The organism is Paralcaligenes ginsengisoli, assembly GCF_054781135.1.
Window position 1 is genome coordinate 30,803 of the sequence record NZ_BAAGUZ010000008.1, and the last position, 21,786, is coordinate 52,588.

Annotated in this window: 14 protein-coding genes; all 14 read right to left on the minus strand. The window is 57.6% G+C overall.

The window, feature by feature from the left end; translation table 11 throughout:
• Positions 1–9: 9 nt before the first annotated feature.
• A complete protein-coding gene (gene galE, locus ACYVIS_RS05490) occupies positions 10–1,020 on the minus strand; it encodes a UDP-glucose 4-epimerase GalE (RefSeq protein ID WP_460873453.1) in 1,011 nt (336 codons plus the stop codon).
• Positions 1,021–1,059: 39 nt separating this feature from the next.
• Positions 1,060–2,061 carry a GGDEF domain-containing protein gene (locus ACYVIS_RS05495; RefSeq protein WP_460873454.1) on the minus strand — a complete coding sequence of 334 codons (1,002 nt, stop codon included), beginning with the start codon at positions 2,059–2,061 and terminating at the stop codon, positions 1,060–1,062.
• A gap of 68 nt (positions 2,062–2,129) precedes the next feature.
• Entirely contained in the window at positions 2,130–3,008 is an 879-nt protein-coding gene (locus ACYVIS_RS05500; protein WP_460873455.1) for an endo alpha-1,4 polygalactosaminidase, read from the minus strand.
• A gap of 4 nt (positions 3,009–3,012) precedes the next feature.
• Positions 3,013–4,389, minus strand: a complete 1,377-nt coding sequence (gene pelG, locus ACYVIS_RS05505) for an exopolysaccharide Pel transporter PelG (protein ID WP_460873456.1) — start codon at positions 4,387–4,389, stop codon at positions 3,013–3,015.
• Positions 4,389–5,942 (minus strand): GT4 family glycosyltransferase PelF, encoded by a 1,554-nt coding sequence (pelF, locus tag ACYVIS_RS05510; protein ID WP_460873457.1) that lies wholly within the window; start codon positions 5,940–5,942, stop codon positions 4,389–4,391. Before pelF ends, pelG begins: the two co-directional genes overlap by 1 nt.
• Complete coding sequence (locus ACYVIS_RS05515) at positions 5,939–6,943, minus strand: hypothetical protein (protein ID WP_460873458.1); 1,005 nt, start codon at positions 6,941–6,943, stop codon at positions 5,939–5,941. Before ACYVIS_RS05515 ends, pelF begins: the two co-directional genes overlap by 4 nt.
• Positions 6,936–8,312, minus strand: a complete 1,377-nt coding sequence (locus ACYVIS_RS05520) for a PelD GGDEF domain-containing protein (protein WP_460873459.1) — start codon at positions 8,310–8,312, stop codon at positions 6,936–6,938. Before ACYVIS_RS05520 ends, ACYVIS_RS05515 begins: the two co-directional genes overlap by 8 nt.
• 12 nt (positions 8,313–8,324) lie before the next feature.
• Positions 8,325–8,864, minus strand: coding sequence for a penicillin-binding protein activator LpoB (locus ACYVIS_RS05525; RefSeq protein WP_232742009.1), 540 nt, complete (start codon positions 8,862–8,864; stop codon positions 8,325–8,327).
• Positions 8,865–8,930: 66 nt separating this feature from the next.
• Positions 8,931–14,096, minus strand: a complete 5,166-nt coding sequence (locus ACYVIS_RS05530; protein ID WP_460873460.1) for a tetratricopeptide repeat protein — start codon at positions 14,094–14,096, stop codon at positions 8,931–8,933.
• Positions 14,089–16,800 carry a sugar ABC transporter gene (locus tag ACYVIS_RS05535; protein WP_460873461.1) on the minus strand — a complete coding sequence of 904 codons (2,712 nt, stop codon included), beginning with the start codon at positions 16,798–16,800 and terminating at the stop codon, positions 14,089–14,091. Before ACYVIS_RS05535 ends, ACYVIS_RS05530 begins: the two co-directional genes overlap by 8 nt.
• A 183-nt stretch (positions 16,801–16,983) precedes the next feature.
• A complete protein-coding gene (locus ACYVIS_RS05540) occupies positions 16,984–17,106 on the minus strand; it encodes a hypothetical protein (protein ID WP_460873462.1) in 123 nt (40 codons plus the stop codon).
• 363 nt (positions 17,107–17,469) lie between these two features.
• Complete coding sequence (ccsB, locus tag ACYVIS_RS05545) at positions 17,470–18,828, minus strand: c-type cytochrome biogenesis protein CcsB (protein ID WP_232742006.1); 1,359 nt, start codon at positions 18,826–18,828, stop codon at positions 17,470–17,472.
• A gap of 11 nt (positions 18,829–18,839) precedes the next feature.
• Positions 18,840–20,882, minus strand: a complete 2,043-nt coding sequence (locus ACYVIS_RS05550; RefSeq protein WP_232742005.1) for a cytochrome c biogenesis protein ResB — start codon at positions 20,880–20,882, stop codon at positions 18,840–18,842.
• An 89-nt stretch (positions 20,883–20,971) separates the two neighbouring features.
• Positions 20,972–21,676 carry a c-type cytochrome gene (locus ACYVIS_RS05555; RefSeq protein ID WP_232742004.1) on the minus strand — a complete coding sequence of 235 codons (705 nt, stop codon included), beginning with the start codon at positions 21,674–21,676 and terminating at the stop codon, positions 20,972–20,974.
• Between the last annotated feature and the right edge of the window lie 110 nt (positions 21,677–21,786).

Genomic DNA, 21,786 nt, shown 5'->3' on the forward strand with positions numbered 1-21,786 from the left:
GCCTCGGACTTAGCCTGCCGATGCCGCCTGCCAGCGCCATGCGTCTTCGCACATGTCCTTGATGCTCTTTCCGGCGCGCCAGCCAAGCTTCTGCTCCGCCAGCGACGTATCGGCCCAGCACGCCGCGATATCGCCAGGACGGCGGGCCACGATATCGTAGGCCACGGTTTTCCGGCTCGCCTGCTCGAAGGCACGCACCATGTCGAGCACCGAGTATCCTTTCCCAGTACCCAGATTGACAGTCAGCAGATCCTGCCGGGCCTGCTCGCAATAGCGCAGGGCCGCCACGTGACCTTGCGCAAGATCCATGACATGAATATAGTCGCGCACTCCGGTGCCGTCGGGCGTATCGTAATCGTTGCCGAATACCTGCAGCCTGTCGCGTTGGCCCGTGGCCACCTGGGCGACATAGGGCATCAGATTATTGGGAACGCCTTGCGGGGCTTCGCCAATCAGGGCGCTGGGGTGGGCGCCCACCGGGTTGAAATAACGCAGGCGCGCAATGCGCCAGCCCGCTTGCGCGTTATACAAACTATCGAGAATATCTTCCACCACCAGCTTGGTATGGCCATAAGGATTGGTGGCCGAACGGGGGTGATCTTCGGTTAGCGGCAGTTTTTGCGGATCGCCATACACAGTGGCCGACGATGAAAACACAAATGTATTCACACTGGCCCGCTGCATGGCGCTCAGCAACTGCACACTGCCATTTACATTGTTGTCGTAATAAGCCAGCGGCAGCCGGGTCGACTCGCCCACCGCTTTCAAGCCCGCAAAATGCATGACAGCGGTAATTTGATGTGCCTGGAACAGCGTATCGAGGGCTCCACCGTCGCGGATATCGGCTTGAACGAACTCCGGCTCGACACCGGTAATTTGTTCGATGCGCCGCAGTACCGTAGGGCTGCTATTGCACAAGTTATCCAGAATCAATACACGATAGCCCGCTTCCTGCAAGGCAACTGTGGTGTGGCTACCGATGAAGCCGGTGCCTCCGGTAACTAATATCGTTGGAATCATGGGATATAAGCCTGCAGTTTATATAAAAACAAACCCGGCTCAGACTTGGCCGAAGTTCAGAACATGGCTGTTATTGGCCGGCGGGCGCTGCTTTGTGCGCTTTTCTTCATACATGCGGGAATCGGCCAATTGTAAGGCTTTTTGCAGCGAGCCCGCCTCGGATTTGAGTGCAACGCCAATCGATGCCTTGATATCGGCTTCGCTCAGTGCCAATTGAAGCCGCTTTTTCAGCTCACTGGCATCCGTAGCGGCCACATTCCGGAGCATTACCGCAAATTCGTCGCCGCCCAGGCGGGCGATGCAGTCATTGTTGCGAAGTTCCGCCTTGATTGTTTGCGCGGTGCGCCTCAGCAAATCGTCGCCAGCCAAATGGCCGTGGGAGTCGTTGACCAGCTTTAAAAAATCCAGATCGAGAAAACCGATGGCAACTTCTTCCTCGACGCTCGCCACACTTCGCAACTTCTTGTTCCAGCCCGCCCGGTTGAGAACCTTGGTCAAGGAATCGATCTGGGCATCCTGCTGCGTTTCGAGCACCAGTTTCTCGGCCGCGGCCAGCTCGACGTGCATGCTCAAGGTTTGCGCCATGGCGCTCAGGCAAAGCGCTATTTCCCTGGTACGCGAAGGCGGGTAAACGCCAGGCAGCAATTGCTGCGACAAAAACCCCGCCACCATCCCGGATATTCTTCCGTCGCCATGCCGCAAATCGGCCTTGAAAACGTGCCTGGGATGAAGTGCGGAAACCTGGGCGGAAGCAAGTGCCTTCAATTCCATTTCACTGACCGGCCGGTGGCTGAACCCTTTGGCAGCTCCCTGATCGTTTCCATCGCTGGCCAGCAGACTGGCCAGATGGCTGGCCGCAATGGCATCGACGCCCCCAAAAGTGGCCACGACCTCGACATGCGCGTCTTCCTGCCTGCCCACAAACCAGTAGTCCATCGGCATGAACACCTGCAAAATGTTCAATTGAACCGATAGCACTTCCATCGCAAGAAAATCTGCCCTGTGCCCAAAAACCTCGTTCTCATTTGCTATAAATGACATTTGATCTGTTTTTAGTCCTAACATGCGGAGGCCAAGACGTGCGCGAAACCGCCGACCGAACCGGCCTGCTAATGCCTGGAGGCAAGGTTTACCGTTTGCAAGCGGCCGTCGCCGACATAAGGCACCAGGCCCAGTGCCCTGATGCGCCGCACGGTGTCGCGCGAGCACTGCAGGTTCGTCGGCAGACAGTAATCAATGGCAATGACCGGCAAGCCATACTGCTGCTTTACCGTGCTGGCCTGTGCCAGCAGCCACTCGCGATCCGTATCCGATACATCAATATATTCGCCGCGCGATTCGCTCCAGCCCTTGAAAAGCGACTCGAAGGCAACCGCGTAAACATCGTTATGTACCTCCGGCAACAGCTCGAAACCTCGATTGAGTATCAGGGCGGCGCGCGGAAAACGCTTATGTATGGCGCGAATCACGGCAACTAGCCCTTCCTGGTTCTGCTGCCGCTGGGCATCATCCTTCACGACCAGTTGGTACGAATCGAGCGTATCAAGAAAAAAGCCGCTATAGCCTTGCCGCCATAGCGGCGCAATGACATGTTCGACGAAGAACTCCGGCCAGCCCGGCGCGCTTTGGTCGATGATGTCGGAACTCCATTCCGCGTTATGGCCAATTATCCAGGACTTGGGAATGGCAGAGTAATAGTCGCGCGAACTATTGACCTCGCCGACACTGACATACGCGATCCAGCGGGTTTTATGGCTCGTGTGGACGGGCACAAATCCGTGGCCAGGTTCGACCACGGCAAATTCAAACTGCGCCAATTGTTTCAGTATGGGCGCTTTGCCATAATAAAAAGCAATGCTGCGCGGTGCCGCCATCGTGTTGGCAGACGCGCCGCCAAAACAAAGCGACGCCACCAACCCCGCCAGCAAGCCAAGGCCATAACGTATTTTGCGGGACAGCGAGGAACGCAATAGGAACGGCAACCGCATGTATTCAGGAACTCCGTTGCAGCATATAGGTTTCGTATTCCAGCGTTTCAAAACGCCGGTCAAGCAGGTAAGTACCCAACAATACAACCAGCAGCAGGGCGCCCGCAAATCCGTATCCATATACATCCGGGCCTAAATCCAGGGTAATCCACGTAAACACGCCATTGAGCAAAACGAACGCGGCAGTCAAACCCAGCACGATGCGGCGCCTGTCCAGGTAGAAAAAGACGTTGAGAATCCCCAGGAACAATACTTGCAGGCTTGCGGCAATCACGTCGATATGCAGCAAAGGCAGGTAAAGGGTTGAAATGCCGATCAGGCGCAACAATTTGTCGCCGAACGCGAAAATCAGCAGAATCACCACCGCCTGGATTTTAAGAATCTCGTACAGGCCGGTCCTGGCGCTGCGCACCATCATGTTGCGCATATCGCGTATCTGATTTAGCGTGCCGCCCGAACGAACGGCCCGATAAAAGCCGTCGTAGTATTCGACAAAATCGGTTTCGAGACGCAGCAGGAAAACGGCCATCCCCGGAATAATGCACAGATACGAAATGAATACGGGAATATCGTAGATGACGGAAGCGCGCAGCGGCCCGATGACGTCCTGGCCGGTGGCCGAGAACCAGAACATGAACTTGTCGAGCCAGATGCCCAGATTGAACAGGAGGCCGACAAAGATCAGGCTGGGATACGCAAAACGCCGGTCGAATACCTCCCAGGAAATGTAGTCGTCTGACTCGTAATTGCGATGAATCAGGCTGGCCAAGCCAATCAGCAAAATCAGGTGGCCGAAAACAAATCCCCCCAGCAGGCCTTCCAGGCCAAACCGGTTGAGCATGACCGCAAAGATGACAGTCACGGAATAGCCCACAAAAAACGTGGCGAGGATGGCCTTGTACTGCTTGATGCTGGTTAAAAAGATAACACCGATCCAGATATTGCTGACGATGACAAAGCCCATCAGCATCAGCATGCGGTAGGCAAGAGACTCGTGCTTGAATACGGTGACCGCCAGAATAAGCCCCATCAAACCGGTAACGAGCGTGGCTACCAACGTCACTGCGTTGTAGCTGGGCAGTACCCGATCGGGCCGGCGCTCGAAGAGCCTGTCGGAAATAAAGCGCGTAAACGAAAGCTGGAGCGCGCCCGTAACAATCAGGCTGGCGGCTATCAGATATGTGACCGATACCTGGAACTGCACGATACGTGTGGGCGGCTCTACGACCGACAGGCTCATCAGGCCGATCAGCAGGATACCGACTATCGATAAAATCAGCGGGCCCGCGCTGATAATGCCTGCGTACGCGTACGCCGACAAGGTGCTTGTCAGGCTGTCGCGCCGCAGGATCTTGCGTAATTCAAAACCTATGCCGGCCATTACTGGTCTCCTTTGGGGCTGCCGTCCGCACGGCTTGCCGTCAGCTTCTGATAGAGCCCGCGATAGCTGTCTTCCATAAGGGTATCGGTATAGTAGCGTTCGACGCGCGCAATACCGGCCTGTTGGGCGGCTCGCCACACCGAAGGCTGTTCAAGCAAGCCGAGTATCGACTGCGAAAAAAGCTCGGGGTTGGCAATCTGCACGACCGATCCGGCGCAACCCAGCGCACGATCGGCATCGTCCATGCCTTCAACCAGTTCCCGGCACGACCCCACATCGGTGGTTACGACCGGAATGCCCGCGGCAAACGCTTCAAGCACGACCAGCGGAAGCGCCTCGCTGATCGAGCTGAGTGCAACCAGGCCAATTTCGGGCAATAATTCATCGACTTTCCTGAACCCGAGAAACTTCAGATTGTCCTGCAGGCCCAGGCTGCCGACCAGTTCGCGGCATTCGCGAACATACTCCGGATCTTCGGTTTCGGGGCCGACGATCCAGCCTTGCAGGGCCGGCAGCTTGCGACTGGCAATAAAAATTGCCCGGATAAATGTCTTGATATCCTTGATCGGCACCACGCGCCCGATAAGCGCTACAACCAGCGGCACATCGGCCGGCCGCCGATCCCGCAACGCGGCAAAGCGGCCGACGGCGATACCGTTGGGAATGCTGCGTGTCTTGGTTTCGGGAGCGCCATCGCGAATCTGGCGCAGGCGATTGCCTTCGTACAGGGACACGATGTCGTTGGCGGCTTCGTAGCAGACGCGCCCCATCGCCTCGAAAAAACGCACCCACAGGTCCTGGAAATACCCGACCTGCGAAATATCTTTTTCAAAAATGCCACGATTGTCGCGAATCCATTGGCTCTGCAAAAGATCGATCTTGCGTTCTTTGGTATAAATGCCGTGTTCGGAAACCAACAGGGGCCGCTCTGTACGAAAGTGCAGCAAAGCGCCGAGAAATCCGGCATAGCCCGTGGAGACCGTGTGGTAAACCTTGGCCGGGATCAGATTCTCGGCAATGCGCGCCAGTTGCCATAGCGGCTTGTGCATGATGCGTATTGTCCAGAAATAGTCGGTGAACGAAGGGTCGGTGCAGTACTTTTCGTAATGGTCGGTAATGAAATCCCAGGAACGCTTGCTATGCAGGAACTGCTGTTCACTAATGTCGCCGCCGTCGGCCAGCATGGGAATCACTTCACGCATCAGTCTGCCGATTGCGCCCAGATTCTTGTTCTTGCGCAGTTCGTCATGCATATGCGCGACCCGCTCGAAAACATGCTTGTTGCCCGCGCTGGTTTGCACCGGCTCAGACGATGTGGCCTCGTGAATGTAGTGCTCTTCAAAGTGAACCACGTTGTCGGGCAACTCATAGCGCGGCTTGCCGTAATCCTGGCGACGGCTCCCGATAAATACGATGGCAAAGGTAAATTCGGGAAATGCCCGAATCATTTGATTGACCCACGCCGACACTCCGCCCGAGACATAAGGAAACGTCCCTTCAAGCAATAAAGCAATATCGGCCGATTGCGCCCGACGATTCAGGTTTGTATTCATTTAGACCAATAGCGTACAGTGGGCTGTAATAAAGGAGACGCAGTGCTGTTGCCTAGGGGGCCAAGCAACTTTCCGACTCGACCATAATCACGCTGAAGAAAAGCCGCTTCGGCCTGCCAGGGTAACAGACGGTCGGCAGGGAAGTAATAAAACTGCGCGCTCTGCAGGAATTCCTGCGCCTCGCGCGGCTTATTGCTTAACAGCGCGCACCGTCCAAGCAAATACCACATGGATGCATTTTCGTTATTCTGTTCCAGGGCTTCGTGAGCATATTGCTCGACGCGCTCCAAAGTGTAGCGGTGGACTTCGCCATGCACCAGGTTTTGATAAATCAATTCCCAGTGCAGTTCGGCCAGGCGGCTGTTGACGTCGCTTTTCTCGGCTGCGGTCACCGCGTCCGCCAGATGCTCCTGGGCCAGGAAGATCTCTTGCATGATGGATTTCTCGGCGCCATCGACGATGCCGTAGGCCAGCAGGCGAATTTCTTCGGAGGGATCGGACAGAAGATCGCGCAGCATGCCGCCAGTGATGTGCGACGGCAGCGTCTGCACGGCCACCATGGCGGCCATGCGGTCTTCAGTCGACCCATTGCGATTTTCGAGCCGCGCGCGCAATCGTGCGCCGCCGCCATGTGTCACCCGCGACACCAGATAGGTAACGAACTCGGGGTTTTCGACAAGTGCGGAATCCGCCTGTTTGTCTGCCGCGGGAAGCAGCACGGCCACCAGTATCACGCTCAGGAAAAGTACTTGACCGGCCACTGGCAAAAACAGGCAAATGGCGAAAATATGGGCAAATGCCCCGACGCGCCCCCCATGATAATGCCGGGGCAGGGCACTGAGCATGAACAGCCCCATCATGAACGCAGCCAGAACCTGCCAGCCGAAAAACACCAGCACAGGGTCGAACGAACCGACAGGCTGCCAGAATGTACGCAGCGCCAGCGCCTGCGTTACGAGCGCCAGCAGGCCCAGCACGCACGAACACAGTATCCTAAGCATGATGACCGCACCGTACCAGTAATTTTTCGAGTCCGGAGCCAGGTGCCTCGGCGTCGACGGCGGCGCTGTGCACCGCCACATGCGCCTGGGCCAGGTCGGTGTCGAACTGGGTCTTCAAATTGCTTTCAATGCGCAGTAAATAACCATCGATGCCGTTTTCATCGGTCAATGGCATGAGCACGACCACCACTTGCGTCTGCTCCGTGCTGAACGCCCACAGCAGGTCAAGCGTACGGCGCTGACGCACAACCTGGTCAAACAGCGAATCCCCAATCGTACCGCGCGGAAACACCAAGGCAACCAGCGACGAATGAACACCGCTGACCTGGCGCATGTGAGCCAGGCGCCCCAGCTCCAGGGCAAAATCGTAAGGGCATTCAGCCACGACTTTCTGCACCTGAGTCACGACCGCCTGCTGCTCGATACCGTCGGCATAATAATTGAGCAAGACCAGCAGCAATTGCAGGTTATCGAAATTCAGCGACAGGAACGGCATGCGGCGCACCACCAGCACCCCTGTCATCTGATCCGACGCGGCAATGATCGGAACGCACGCCAGATACGCGCTTTCCTGGGCATCGATATGGCGCAAATGCGACAGCGCACGCTTTTCGACGCATTCGCGCAGCAAGGGGTCATCGGCATTTAGTTCGAAGCGCTCGCCCACCGATGCAATGGCCTGTTGCGCGAGGCCATTGCGCGCAACCGGGAAGATCGATGCCACGCCAATCTGGCAGCTCAAAGCCGCAAACTCGAGCATGGCCTGGGCATTGGGCAGCGGGTCGCTTTGCACATTCGATGCGGACAGGCTTCGCAGGTAGCCCACTGCATCGCGCAAAGTGGAAGGCTTGGAAAGCAAATCCCTTTCGAGACGCTCGTGGGAAACACGCAATAAATAATGATTATTGGTGATAGACACCAAACGATCATTGAGATAGTTATTGACGCCCTGCAAACGATTGGCGCGATTGGCCCAGACATCGCAGAAATGCCCTGTGATGACCAACTGCGTCAATCCACCCACGAAAAACATGGTAGGAAATGCCGTAGCGCCGCCGTCGCCGTAAAACACGACCCAGGCGAGCGCTACGCACAAGCCCGCCACCACGCCCAGAAGCGCGCCATAACGCAACGCGAAAACGGTGGCGGCAAGCCAGATCCACGGAAAGCCAATACCCAACAACAGGGGATCGCCAGGCCGGATTAAATAGCAGACCCCGATAACCAGGATCATGCCGACAATAACCTCGATGATGGAAGCGGGCCGGGTAGCCGCTGGCGCAAACAAACGGCCATACAGTCCGACATTGCCCTTGGAGTCGGATTTACGCGCTTTTGACGGCTGTTGCTGTAACGTAGCGGATTGCACGGCGGCTTGTCCTTATCGTGGTGTTAAGGGAGACAACAATTGCCGGATCAGGGTCTGCCCAACTCCGGCCACGCTGGAACGGCTCCAGCCGCTGCGGCTGCCGGTGGCGCTCCAGACAATCGCACCGGATTTCAGGTCGATCAGATTGAAGGTCAGGCCAACCACAGGCTCGCCGTCCACCCCAACCTTGTAGCGCCACTCCTGGACAGAACCGCTCAAGGCATAATGCGCGCCAGTGTTACGGGCCCAGTCGAGCGCCTGTGTCCGTGTTTGATCAGAGTTGCCGCCGACCAGGGAATCCGCACCGTCGCTATTGGGGTAAGCCTGTAGGCCGGAGAACCCTTTCTGGTGCAATATGCTTTGTGCAATGCTCTGGGCGCGCTGGCCCGCATCGGGCGTTTCGGTGTAGTTGGCAATAGGCAGCACAGCCAGCCCATCGGCTTTGGTCAGGGCGGGCGAGTTGCTGGCGTCGATTGTCGAGCAACCTGCCAACACAGCCAGCAGCATTACGCTGCCCCATTTCAGAAATTTGCTAATACCAAGGGTTTTCATGCTCTTGCTCCGGTTTTCATTAAATGACAATCAATGTGGGCGCCGTGTCTTGTGCGCTGCCACGGCTTAATAAAACAATCGATACGACAAACCTACTTGCGTCACGCGCTGGCCGCTCCCCTTTGCCGCGGCTTCATGTACATAGAAAATCCGCAAATGATCGTTGCCGAACAGCGCGCCGCCTATACCCAGATTGACCTGCGGTCCCCAGCCCTGATTGCTGTCATGCACATAGCCGACATCGACGAAGGGGCGCCAGCCGCGCGAATAGGCGTTCTTGTCGTCGGTACCCAGACCGACCATCAGCCCATATTGGGTAAAGTTTTGCGGCATGAATTGGAAGGCCGAAGGGACGGTCCCATCAGGCAGAAGAACCCCCAAAGACGAAATCACATTGTCGCTTGCCGAGTAAATGCCCCGTGCTCCCACCAAACGGATGTTCCAATCGGGATAGGTCGTGCGGAACCGGTAGCCGATGCTGGCCGCCAGATCGAAGCCATGACCCATATAGGTGCGATCCTGGGCATGGAAGCGATTGGCTTCGGCCGTGCCTTGTGCAAACCAGCGCGATTCGGGATTCCATTGCAGGCCCAGTTGGAAGGTATCTTTGGTAGCCCCCACCTGCATTTCCGGAGACAAATTGGTGAACTGATTGATGCCCAGGGTGAAGCTGGTCGTCAAAGGGCCGGTGCGATTGAAGTCACCATGTATATTCCCGGTATAAAACGAATTTACCGCATTGCGATGCCCGACCGTCAGCGACAGGTCGCGATCGATGGTGCTGTCGCGCAAGGTCAGGTTAAGCTCGCGATCATGCGCCGGCACCCATGCCAGTTGATCGGTATCGGTGGTGCGCTGATTGCGCTGTATGGCCTCGATGTTCAGGCCCAGGCGGCTGGTCAGCTTGAGGCCGCCCACCACTGAGCTTTGAACATAGCGCAAGGGGTCGGAAATCGAGTTCATGACATCGGCGCCAACCGAAGGCCGGTCGCGCAACAGCGTCTCGGTCATGGTGTCATGCACGTCGCTGTTGTCGGGCGCGCCTTCGGCCGCCGCAAACGCCACGCTTTCCGCTTCACTGGCCCGCCCCGTCCGAACCAATGCGGCGATGCGGCTGTCGACCGGAATACGTCCCTGGCGGGTATCCAGCACACGCGCCAGCGTTTCCCGATCGTTGTCGGCCAATGCCAGTGTCACCTCGGCATCGGCAGGCCGCAGCAAACGACTGGTGTATTCGCGAGCCAGCCAGGCACGAGCCAGATCGTTATGCTCGCCGCTAATGGCCCAGGCCACAGCCACCTCTTTGGCGGTTGCGCTGATGAGGCGGCGATGTGCATTGCTTTTGCCCGCGGCAGGCCCTGACGATTGTTTTCCACCGCCTGCCACAACGTCCTGCAGTTTTGGCAGGCCGGCATTGTCGGCCAACAGAGAGTTCGCCACCGCACGCTCTTCAGGCTTGCGGCCATCCTGCTTGAGCAGATCGATCAGCAGACTGCGTGAAATATCGCCATTGGTAAATGTCTGGCTCAAAGTCACGCGCGCCATGCGCAGGTCGTGGCGCTCGTTGGGATCCAAGGCAGACAATTTATCGCCGGCTTTCGCCTTGCCGCTCGAGCCGGCAATATCGACAAGCTGGCCGGAAGCCGTTTTGGACTGCAAAATGCGCCAGGCCTGGCGGCGAATACCCCAGGCCGCGCTGGCATGGCCTGATGATTCCTCGGCATCCGCCAGGGACATCAGCCATAAAGGGTCATCGCCGGATTGCACACGCTGCTGGCGCAGATATGTCACGGCTCGGGCCGCATTGCCCAGACGCAGTTCGCCCGCGGCAAACGCCCCCCAGTAAGCCGAATTGACTTTCGCGGCGGAACGCCATTTGCTCAGAGCGGCTTGCAGCTCGTCGTCTTTTCCGAAATCAACCAACGCCCACAAATATGCCGTTTTGATTTCATCGTCGGCGTCGGGCAATTGCGCAGCGCGCCGGTAATCGGCCAAGGCGGCATCCCAACGCTGGGTTTGGAGATAATACTGGGCGCGGGCGGCTAAAAGCGGCGCCGATTGGTTGAACTCCGCGCGCTGTTCGGGCGTCAGACTATTGAGCAAGAGCTGGATACGAGGCCAGGCGCCCGCCGCCGCATAAAACTGCAAGGCCGACTTCAATGCCACTTCGGACTCGTTCTTGCGGAATTCCATCTCGGCCGTACGGCCCGCATCGATCGGATGGCCTTCATAAAAATAGGTCATGGCGTTCAGGTCGGACGCATCCGATTGCCCCGTCGCCAACAGATGCTTGTAAGCGAAGTTAGCGTCTTCCTTATTTTCCATCTGGCGCGCAAGCTCGCCATACAAGCGCCAGTATGGGGCGGATTCGAGACGATCATTCGCCGCCTTGTCGCGCACTTTGTGCAGAGTCGCCAGAGCATCAGCCGGACTCCCCTGCTGATATTCAATGGTGGCAACATGCGTCGCATAGGCCAGGTTTTCAGGATATGCGGACATCAAGCTACGGTAGGCCTGCAAGGCAGCCTTGTCATCGCCGGAACGTTCGGCAAGGGCCGCATAACGCTCAAGCGAAGGCTGGCGCGCGGCACCCTTGGCCCGGCTTTTAAGATAGGCCATGCCGGCCTGAGGCTGGCCCAGGCGCTCGTACGTGGCAACCACTTTGTCGCGCAAGGCCAGATCGCGCGGCGATCGGTCCGATGCATGTATCAGCGCGGCCAGATAGGCCTGGTCGTTGTCGAGTTGCGGCGCAAGCTTCAGTACATTGGCCCAGGCCTCGTCATTGCCCGAGTCCTGCGCAAACTGCAACCAGTATTTCAGCGCAAGCGCCGGATGATTGTTCCATTGGGCCACCTGGGCCAGACGGCGTGTCCATACCAGGGGATCGAGGTGACGATCGAGCGCTTTCTGAGCCAGCTTTTCGGCTTCGCCCAACTGCTTGCTCTCGACAAAGGCCTGAAATGCGAGATCGAAGTCGCTGTTTTCCACGGCAGCCCCCGATTCTGGCTTGGTGCCCGAGGCGGTAGCGACCAATTGCACATGGGCACTCGCAGTCTGGCCATCGAAATATCCAGCCACGGCCCGGTCTGTCGGCCGAAAATCAGCATGGCGGACCAGGCCGGCCAAATCGGCAGGCCTGAAATTCACATAGCCCACCGCATCGGCGTAATCCGAATAATAGGCGCCGCGCTGGCTTTGAGTGGAATATTTGATCAGATCGCGCGCATAGCGCGCCATCAGATCGGTGCGGCTTGCCTGCCGCGCCAGATTGATCAGGTAGCGCAACGTTTCAGGATCCTCGGCCAGGCTGCCCGCCCGCTTCTCTGCCTCGCTGCATGCGCGGCCAACCTCGCCATCCGACACAAACGCTTTTAGCGCGGCAAGGAAATAACGCCGCTTGTCATCAAGCCCAGGCGCTGCTTCCTGAGCCGCAAAGTACGCACGCGCGGCTTCGCCGTAGGCTTGTCGGCTGAGCGCGGCATTGCCGATCCGCTCTTGCCATTTCGACGCATTGGCCGCATCGGCCACGGCCAGCATCTGGTAGTAATGCGTCATGACCGAATCGGCGCCCGCTGCGCGCGCTTTTTCCGCGAGCCCGCTCATGACGGGCACATCCCATTGATATTGGGTGGTTTGTTCCAACACTTTGGTAAAGCGGGCCAGGCCTTCGGCGCGGCGCGCATCGTTGGGCGGAAATTGATAGGCCAACTGTTCGGTCACGGCCGCTTCCAACAGCAAAGCGCCTTGCTGCGCCTTGGCATCGCCCTGGCCCTTGAGGTTTTCGACGACACGCAGGGCCGACTCCCAATGGCCAAGCGTCATATACTGGGCAAGCAAGGCGCTCTGGCCCGCCAGCGCATCCGACGGGGTCTTCGACGCCTCGGGCTGAACATGCTGCCACGCGGCCAGATAGGCCTTGTCATCGTCGAGCTGCGGAGCAAGCTTCAGCACATTGCCCCAGGCTTCCTCATTGCCCGACGCCTGCGCAAACAACAACCAGTACTTCAATGCCACTTTGGGGTGATTATTCCATTGAGCCACCTGGGCCAGGCGGCGTGTCCACACCAAAGGATCCAGATGAGCGTCGAGCGCCTTCTGCGCCACCTTTTCGGCATCATCGAGCGAGTTGCTTTCAACGAACGCCTTGTAGACCAGTTCGTATTCGGCGGATTTTTTTGCATCCTGGCTGCTTGCGCCAGGAGCCGCTTCAGCGGCGGCCAGATAACTGCGCGCACCCGTCATTTGCGGCAGATAGCTGGCGCTACGGACACCTGCGCGGTACAAAGGAATAGGCATGGCGCCCATCGTGGACGTACCCGCTTCGTGTCGGACAACCGTGTCGTAGGCGCGGGCCTCGTGCCCACCCGCCGCAGACACAGCACTCAGGGGGGAAAGTTTTATCAAATCGCGTGCATAGCGAGTCACCAGATCGCTGCGGTTCACTTGCCGTGCCAAATCAAGCAGATAGCGCAAGGTTTGAGGATCCTGGGCCAGGTCGCCAAGGCGTCGCGCGCCTTCGTCGCAGGCACGGGCAACTTGATTGCCCGATTCCAGCACCTTCAGCGCTTCAATAAAGTATTGCCGCTTGGCGTCGAGCGTACCCGCCGCATCGTAGGCCGCAAAATAAGCCTGAGCCGCATCGTTGTAATTCTGATGAGATAGGGCCGCGTCGCCCAGCTTTTCCTGCCACTGCGCCGCATGAGTGCTGTCGGCGGCGGCCAGTTTTCGATAGTAGCTGGTCATGATCGCATCGGCGCCGGCGTCGCGCGCCTTTTCGGCGAATGAACGCATCATGGGGATATCCCACTGGTATTGGGAGGTTTGTTCCAGCACTTTGGTAAAACGGGCCACACCTTCCGCCCGGCGCGGATCTGCCGGCGGGTATTCGTATGCCATCTGTTCGGTGGCCGAGACCTTCAACAACAAAGCCTGCTGGCGCGCCTTGTCGTCCTTGCCCAAGCTCGCGAGCCTATCGGCAACGCGCAGAGCCGGCCCCCATTGACCCAGCTTTATGTACTGGGTGGCAAGCAGATTCAAATATTGAGGCGAGTCGGGCTTGAGGCGCAGCCAGGCTTCCAGATAAGCGGTGGACAACTCGGAAGGCGGCTGCGACGCAAGGCTTCGAGCCTGCTCGCCATCGCGCGGGTAAGCCGTAGCCAGCGCCGCGACAACGCCCGCCCCGATCACGGCGGAAAGCCACAGCGGGCATAATTGTTCGCGACCCTTATTCACAGTTCACCTTGATTGAATGATAAGAAACGGGTTTGGCCGCGTTGCCGCTTACGCTCAATTGCAAGGCCCCCCCCTTGCCAGCCGCGCCCGCCGGCCTGCCATCGATGGTTGCGCGGCAACTCCCGGCATCGGCCAACTGCACAAATGGCTTGTAATACCCGCCGAACTCGAACTGCATCCCTCTGCCCGTACGCTCGAAATTGCGTACAAAGCCCGAGGCCTGGGCGATATAAGGTATGTTTCCCGAAGATTTCGGCGAAATCGCAAACGACGCCTGGTCGCCTCCCATATGAATATATAAACCGCCTGGACCGGGTAGATAGCCCGAGATATCCGAAGCCGTCGACAAGTCGGGAACCCCATTGCCGGGCCAGCGCAATTCACGCAGATACTGGCCCGACCGCACGATCCAGCGATTCCCTTCACGCGCAACCGCCACACGGCGCCAGTCAAGAGCCCGCTCGAGATACTCAGTCGTAAAGACCGGGAAAATCGGCTGCTTGAGCACGGCATTGAATACGGTATGCAGCGCTTTCAACGAGGCCGTCTTGGTCCCCGAATAAAAGTGATAGTAAATATCGATAGGTTTGAAGCGTATGGGCTTGTCGGTCAATGCAAACGTTTCAAGTACGCGATCATAGCCATAGTATGGCCCCAGCCAATCGTTGGTATAGACGTTTTCATTCATTACCCCGGCATAGACCTGGTAATCACCTGGGCGATCGCCCTTAGCAAGGCCATAGGGCGCGATATTGGTCCAGCTATTATTGTTCTTGGTTATTATCGTATCGCCGCCATTGATATTAAGCACGCCTGCCTTGGCAGCCAGGCGCAAGGCGATTGGCGGCGCCGCGGCGTCCCCCGGCCACAAGACTGCGACAACGGATTTCCCGGGCGGCGCAAGACGATGGTTAATGTAATCGATAGAGCCCTGAATTTCACGCTCCATGCTGAAGTCGTAATGAGGAATATCCAGGGAAAATGGAGTATCTCCTCGCCACTCCGGCCTGAGCTTGCCGTTATTGAATCGCTTGCCCGTGCTGTCGACCTGTTCTAGATAGAAAGGGTGGGAGTATGTGTGGCTGCCAATCTCAACATTGGGCAAGGCGAATATTTTGCGCGCGATGGGTTCAAGCACCGGCGTGAGCTTGGGATACATGCCTGAAGAGCCAACCTCTCCTTCAATGACCGACACAGTCATGGGCAGTCGGTACTTGGTAAAGATCTGGTTATACAGAATCTGACCGCTGTATTCATTTGTGGCACCGGCAAATTCGCCCCGGGACGCAAAACCGTCACCATCAACATGGGTAAACATCAGGCGCCGGCCATTTTCGGTCGTTAAGTCGGGCACCGGCATGTCGGGTAGCGCCAAGGCCTGCCTGAGGAAATCGATCGGCTGAATAGCCCAGCGATCCTGCCCGATGGCACTTCGGCTGACCACCGTATACGGGTCCAGCACATAGCCTCCCCATGAGGTCAGGCCCGCCGCATCGTATATGTAGTTATTGGCATTCAAACGCAGCAAAGACCGCCCCCCGGCTCCGACGCGTATTCCCAACGCGCTGCGAATATCGGGCTTGGGCATAATCTCGAAGCCCATCATGGGTGCCTTGCTTACCACCTGGGGCGAACTATTTGCAGGAGCCGTGCCCGGCACCACCTCGAGGCCCAGGGCGCGGCCGGCCTGGACATCGATGGGAAAGCCGAATTGATTGAAAACGGCAACGCGCATCCCTTCGTGTATGCGCGCCAGCAACCATTGGCGCCAGGCGCCCGAGTTATTGACGGCCCGATCGATGGCGACCACGATCCCGGCGTAACGATCGTTTGTAATATGGCCAGGCAGGGGGGCATTGATATCGGCGTACTGGATATCGTAGCCAAGATAATTGAGCGGCATTGCGATACTGTATGCGCCGACCGACTTGTCCAGCGGCTGATAGCGGCCAACAGTCTGCACCAGCAGGATCTTGCGCGGCATTACTTCGATGCGGCCGACACCAACAGTGGCCATGCCCGGGGCCGTGACAAAAGGTGTGACGCCATCGGCGGTGAGCCGACGCGCCGTATTGCGGCGGCATGTCTGGTCGCCCACCGCGCAGTAGTCTATGGCGACCACCGGCAGCGGCGCATGGGCCTGGATGCTCTTGATCTGCTTCAGCGCATTGGCGCGCAGCGCCTGTGGAACTTCCGCAAGAAAGCTGCCATAGCCATTCTGCTTCTGATAAAGCGAATCGACCACTGCGGCATATAAATCGGCCGCATTGGCCTGGACCAGGCCCAAATGGTTGCGCAGCATCAGGCGAGCCTGGGGATATTTGGCGTGTATTGCTTTCATGAGCTGGCCAAGCCACGCGTCGGATTGAGCCGCGTTTTCGTCGAGCCCCGCCCCGTCATCCAATAAAAACCCGCGGTACCCTTTTTCCCACAATGGGCCGACCGTCTGGCTGACAAAAGCATTTACATCGTGTGATTTCCCCGCAAGCCCGCTCAAATCGAGGCGCGCAAACCAGGCCGTATGCGGCGCCAGATTGGCCTGAGGCAAAACGGCACGGGCCGGATCGATAACCACCGTATCGAACGCTTGCAGTTCGTCGACAGGCAAGTCGCTCTGGTAGTAGAACGCAATATTCGGGGCTTGCACAGAGCCAGCGGCAACCGTTGCAGCGCGAGCCACGCCATGCCCGGGCAAAGATACCAATACGCTCGCGATCCCGACCGCAAACAGGCGGAGCGCCAGTAGGCAAAGACCGTGCATTCGGCCTTGATTTGGCGATGGGCGTAACCCGCGCGCTAAACCCATCTTGCCGTCTTTGTTGGAGCTTTGACGCCACATCATATCTTGATTGCTCTTGTTACGATGGGTGTGCCCTTGCTACATTACCTATGCCTTTTTCCTGGCCTTTTTCTTTGCCGCAATGCCAAACACCACATCATTGTTGTTTTCTTTTATTTCGGGCGACTGTACCGTTGCCTCGGACCATTGTGTTACATACGAGGACGTCATGATGCCCGTCTTGGAACCCTAATCGACGAGATCTGCGAAACTCGAGAAATTTAGCGGGGGTTTAGACAATTTTTCGTAGCTGGGCTACGTACCGAGATGTGAATTGTGTCACAAGGTACGCCATTTGTATATCTTTTAACCGATACCTCATGGCCTATTGACATATTGAAAAAAGTGAATTCGTTACATTCAGTGCGGAAATAGATGATAATCAACTACATTTTGTATCTGATGGATTACAATAGTTACTGAGGTAATTGGATATTCCATGCAGGTGCCAGCCTGGCGTTAACGCAAAAGTGCCGGGCTGATGAAATATCAGCCCGGCACTTTTAGCCCGCCACAAGGAGGATGCAGCGCAGCCTAAAGCTCGCCGTATGAGTGCAGGCCCGACAAAAACATATTCACACCCAGGAAGGCAAAACTGGTTACCAGCAAACCTCCCAATGCCCAGTAGGCGGCCATGCTGCCGCGCAAGCCCTTCATCAGGCGCATGTGCAGCCACGCCGCATAATTGAGCCAGACGATAAGCGCCCAGGTTTCCTTGGGATCCCACTGCCAGTATGTGCCCCAGGCGTCGGCGGCCCACAGCGCACCCAGGATCGTGGCGACCGTAAAGAAGGCGAAACCGACCGCAATGGCGCGGTACATGATGTCGTCGAGGATTTCGAGCGACGGCAGCTTATTGGCGATCTGCCGGCGAAACGCCAGTATTGCTCCCACGATAATCGCCCCAAGCCCGAAATAGAGCATCCAGGTCAGCGACAGCTCTTTGGAGCCGAACACCATGGGTTCGGCGCACAATACCGCCCCAAGTATGAACAAGGGAATCAACTGGGCGCGCGACGTAGTCTGGCCGTGCTCTTTGATCAGATAGGCAAAACCCACCATGGCCGCCAGCGAAAATGTGCCATACCCAATGAAGTTGGCCGGCACATGCAGCTTCATCCACCAGCTTTTAAGAGCGGGAGTCAGCGGCTGAATGGCAAACGCATCGCGCGTAAAGGAATACCACAGCAGGAAAATGACCGCCGAGCTGATGACCAGCATCACGAAACCACCCAACGCGCGCGTTGCATAGCGTCGTTCGTAGTACAGGTAGAACAGCGCCGTGATCAGTGAGAACAGCACGAACACTTCATACAGGTTGCTGACCGGAACATGGCCGATATCGGGACCCAGCAAATGCCCTTCGCGCCAGCGCACCAGCAAGCCGGTCACGCCGGCATAAACGGCACCCCAGGCGAACACGGTGCCAAGCCAGGCTGCCGTGTTGCTGAAAATACCGATCCAATAACAGATCGTGGCCAGCACGAACAGGGAGCACATCCATAAAATGGCCGACTGCGACGAGAACAAGTATTTCAGGAAAAACACATGCTCGGCCCGCGTGATGTCGCCCTGGCCAAGACCGCCGCCATTGCTGTATAACCAGATGGCGAACAGGGCGCTGAGCCCGCTGGCGATCATCAGGGTACGCAAGGGACGCCACAACCAGCCCATCCAGCTGAACACGGCGACCGCGCCGCACAGAATCAGCTTCTCGTAATAGTCCATGCTATTACTGAAATTCATGAGCGTATACGCCGCCCCGCCGGCCAGAACCAGGAAAAAGACAATATCGGACCAGTTCGGCAAGCCGCGCCGACCGCGCGAATCGCCGCTCGCCGTCATGGCGTCCTGCCACATCGGCAGGCCCGGCTTGATGATTGTATCGGTCATAGGAAACCTCTTTACGTAGACAGGCGCTTGATCGCGTCTTTGAAGCGCTCGAACTCGTGTTGAAAGTCGAGGGTGCGCCGTTGCGAAGTCATGGCAGCCAGCAGTTCGCTGCCCTGTCCATGCGGCTTGACCCAGACCCAAATCCGTCGATCCCGAATATAGAACATCGAGAATACGCCTAATATCAAAAATAAACAGCCCAGATAAACCGCATTCTTGCCAGGGCTGCGAGCCACCTGGAACACGCTGGCCTGCACATGATCGAAGCTCTTGAGCGACATGAATACGGGCGCCGGGTAATCGGGCAGGTTCGCCAGCGCCAGCAGGGAGAGCTGAATCCATTTGCTGGCCTTCTCGCCAGCCGGACCTTCGTGATCAATAGGTTTGGCACCTGTCTTCTCGCGCTCGAGGTCGCGCAATTCAACCAGGCACAATTGCACCATGGGCACCGCAAACCCCAGGATCTTTTCGCGTTCCGGCTCTGGCACTTTCTCGACAATGGCGTTGAAACCGCCCTTGGCAAAGGTTTCCAGAGCGCCGGCAGCCGCCTTTTCCAGCAATGGCCGCTGTGCCTCGGAACTGGCATTCTTGGCGGCGAAACGGCCCGCCGCCTCAGCACGCATGAATGGATCGTGCAAGGCCGCGCGCAGACTCATGAATTCGGCCACAGAGTTATTGGCGTCGGCCGGGATGCGCATATACCGGTAGTTGGCGCCCGGGTTATCACGCTCGCCCGCCAGGAATACATAACTGCCGTCGAGCTTCATGGGCAGCATGTAGTTATTGAATTCGTGCGACTGGCCATCCCGGCCAACCACGCGATACTGCACGCTGGGCCCCACGTTATGCAGGTTTTCGTTTTTTGCCCCGGCGGCGCTGCCTGTGACAGCCGCCACTTGCGCCAGCATGGGCTTGGGTTGCGGATTGACGTTACCCGACAGGTTTTCGACATTGATTACGCGTAAACCCGACAGATCCAGCTCGACGCGCCCCGCCTTGGGATCGCTGCCCATGGTGATTTCGGTCGATTTACCTACCGTACCCGACACATCGAACGGCTGGCTTTTTGATCCGACCAGAGGGTAACCCACCAGTTGGAGCTTGCTGCCGCCATCGTCGAAACTGGATTGGTAAACAGTGACTCCCTTGTAGCGCAAGGGTTCGTTGACTTCGATGGTCCGGTCGAATTTCTTGCCGGTTGCCGGGTCGGTGACTTCGACATCGCTTTTAAAGCTGCTGGGCATCCCCGTCGAATAATAATCGACCACGAATTTCTTGAGCTTGAGCACGAAGGGCAGCGGCTGGACCAGCACGCCATCGTCGACCCCAACAATGCCGGTACTGCTCTCGCTGCCTTCAGGCACCAGCATATTGGCGCGAAAGCTGGGGTTGCCCGCCGGCAGGCGCCCGGATTCCGGCACCTGGGAAATCAGCATGTTTTGCGTAATGGGCTTCTTGCCCAGCCACACTTGCAGCCTGACAGCCAGCTCACTGTCGAGCAGGCCGCCAATACAGATGATGACAATCGCCGCATGGGCAAAAATATAGCCGAAGCGATTGGCGCTGCCTTTCTTGGCGGCAATCAGCACGCCTTCGCCATCCTGGCGGGTCTTGAACTTGTAGCCCTGCTCGGACAACCATTGCTGCACGCGGTTCTGGTTTTCGTTCGGAGCAAGTACCGAACCGCATTCGATCCGGTGATGAAACGAACGCAGGCTGCTTTCGCGTATGTATTCGCGAAACGAACGGGCATCGTTCACCATTTTGGGTGCATTGCGGATCAGGCAGATGCCGGTCGAGACCACCAGAAAGGTCATGATCAGCAAAAACCACCAGCTATTGTAGATATGCCAGATGGAGAACTTGTCGAATACGGCAAACCAAAAGGGGCCGAACTGGTCGATGTATTTACTGGGGGGCTGATTCTGCTGCAGCACAGTGCCGATAAGGCTTGCCACACAAATGAACATTAACAGACTGACGGCAAAACGCATGGAGCCGAGCAATTCGAGGACATCGATGCTCCAGCGGCGTACAGATAAAGTTCGGTTCATTTCAATTCGCAAAAAAGGGAGGACGCCGGCTACAGCTTCCCCCCTATTTGATCTGGCTGCACGGAAATAGTTCCCGCACAACCACAGGTTTAACGCAAACCCGCGGCGTAGTCGGCAACGGCCGCGATATCGGCGTCGGACATGCGATCGGCGATATCATGCATCATGGGGCCATTGGCGCGATCGCCGCTACGGAACAGCTTGAGCTGCTCTTCAATATAGGCAGGGTGCTGGCCGGACAGGCGGGGGAATTCGCCAGGCAGGCCGGCGCCATTTGCCGAGTGGCAACTGGCGCACGCCGCGACATTGCGGTCGGGCAAGCCGCCACGCCAGATGCTCTGGCCAAGTTCCACGGTGGCTTTTTTGCTAGCCGTGCCAGCCTTTGCAAGATCGAGCGGTTGCTGTGCCAGGTAATACGCGATATTTTGCATATCGGCGGGTGTAAGCGCGGCGGCAAAGTTGGTCATGACCGTGTTGGCGCCATTTGCGCCGCGGCGCAAGGGTGTCGATTTGGCGTCTTTCGGACGAAAATCAGCCAATTGCTTGGCCAGATATTCGTGCGGCTGGGCCGCCAGATTCGGATTGGACGGAATCGTGCTGTTGCCAGCCGCCCCGTGGCAGGAAGCACAGGCAATAATGCCGCGCGCCGAATCGCCGTTGACATAGAGCTGCTCGCCCTTGGCGGCGTCGGGCTTGGGAACCCCGACCGCTTCGGCGGCAAAGCTGGCGGACAAAAAAGACGAACCCAGCAGCAAGCCGCTGGCAACCAACATACTGGAAAGCACACGCTTCATGAAGACCTCGACGATCGGGTTTCGATCCGGGCGATATACGCCACTAAGATTAGGCCGTTTTCGCCGGAAGAACCTCCCAACCACAACGACCGCAACAGTTTCAAACCTGC

What these genes read in the sequence shown, in the direction of transcription:
- ACYVIS_RS05500 (WP_460873455.1), bottom strand. Translation starts at nt 3,008, where the DNA reads ATGCGGTTGCCGTTCCTATTGCGTTCCTCGCTGTCCCGCAAAATACGT.
- ACYVIS_RS05525 (WP_232742009.1), bottom strand. Translation starts at nt 8,864, where the DNA reads ATGAAAACCCTTGGTATTAGCAAATTTCTGAAATGGGGCAGCGTAATG.
- ACYVIS_RS05555 (WP_232742004.1), bottom strand. Translation starts at nt 21,676, where the DNA reads ATGAAGCGTGTGCTTTCCAGTATGTTGGTTGCCAGCGGCTTGCTGCTG.
- pelG (WP_460873456.1), bottom strand. Translation starts at nt 4,389, where the DNA reads ATGGCCGGCATAGGTTTTGAATTACGCAAGATCCTGCGGCGCGACAGC.
- pelF (WP_460873457.1), bottom strand. Translation starts at nt 5,942, where the DNA reads ATGAATACAAACCTGAATCGTCGGGCGCAATCGGCCGATATTGCTTTA.
- ACYVIS_RS05515 (WP_460873458.1), bottom strand. Translation starts at nt 6,943, where the DNA reads ATGCTTAGGATACTGTGTTCGTGCGTGCTGGGCCTGCTGGCGCTCGTA.
- ACYVIS_RS05550 (WP_232742005.1), bottom strand. Translation starts at nt 20,882, where the DNA reads ATGAACCGAACTTTATCTGTACGCCGCTGGAGCATCGATGTCCTCGAA.
- galE (WP_460873453.1), bottom strand. Translation starts at nt 1,020, where the DNA reads ATGATTCCAACGATATTAGTTACCGGAGGCACCGGCTTCATCGGTAGC.
- ccsB (WP_232742006.1), bottom strand. Translation starts at nt 18,828, where the DNA reads ATGACCGATACAATCATCAAGCCGGGCCTGCCGATGTGGCAGGACGCC.
- ACYVIS_RS05540 (WP_460873462.1), bottom strand. Translation starts at nt 17,106, where the DNA reads ATGACGTCCTCGTATGTAACACAATGGTCCGAGGCAACGGTACAGTCG.
- ACYVIS_RS05495 (WP_460873454.1), bottom strand. Translation starts at nt 2,061, where the DNA reads ATGTCATTTATAGCAAATGAGAACGAGGTTTTTGGGCACAGGGCAGAT.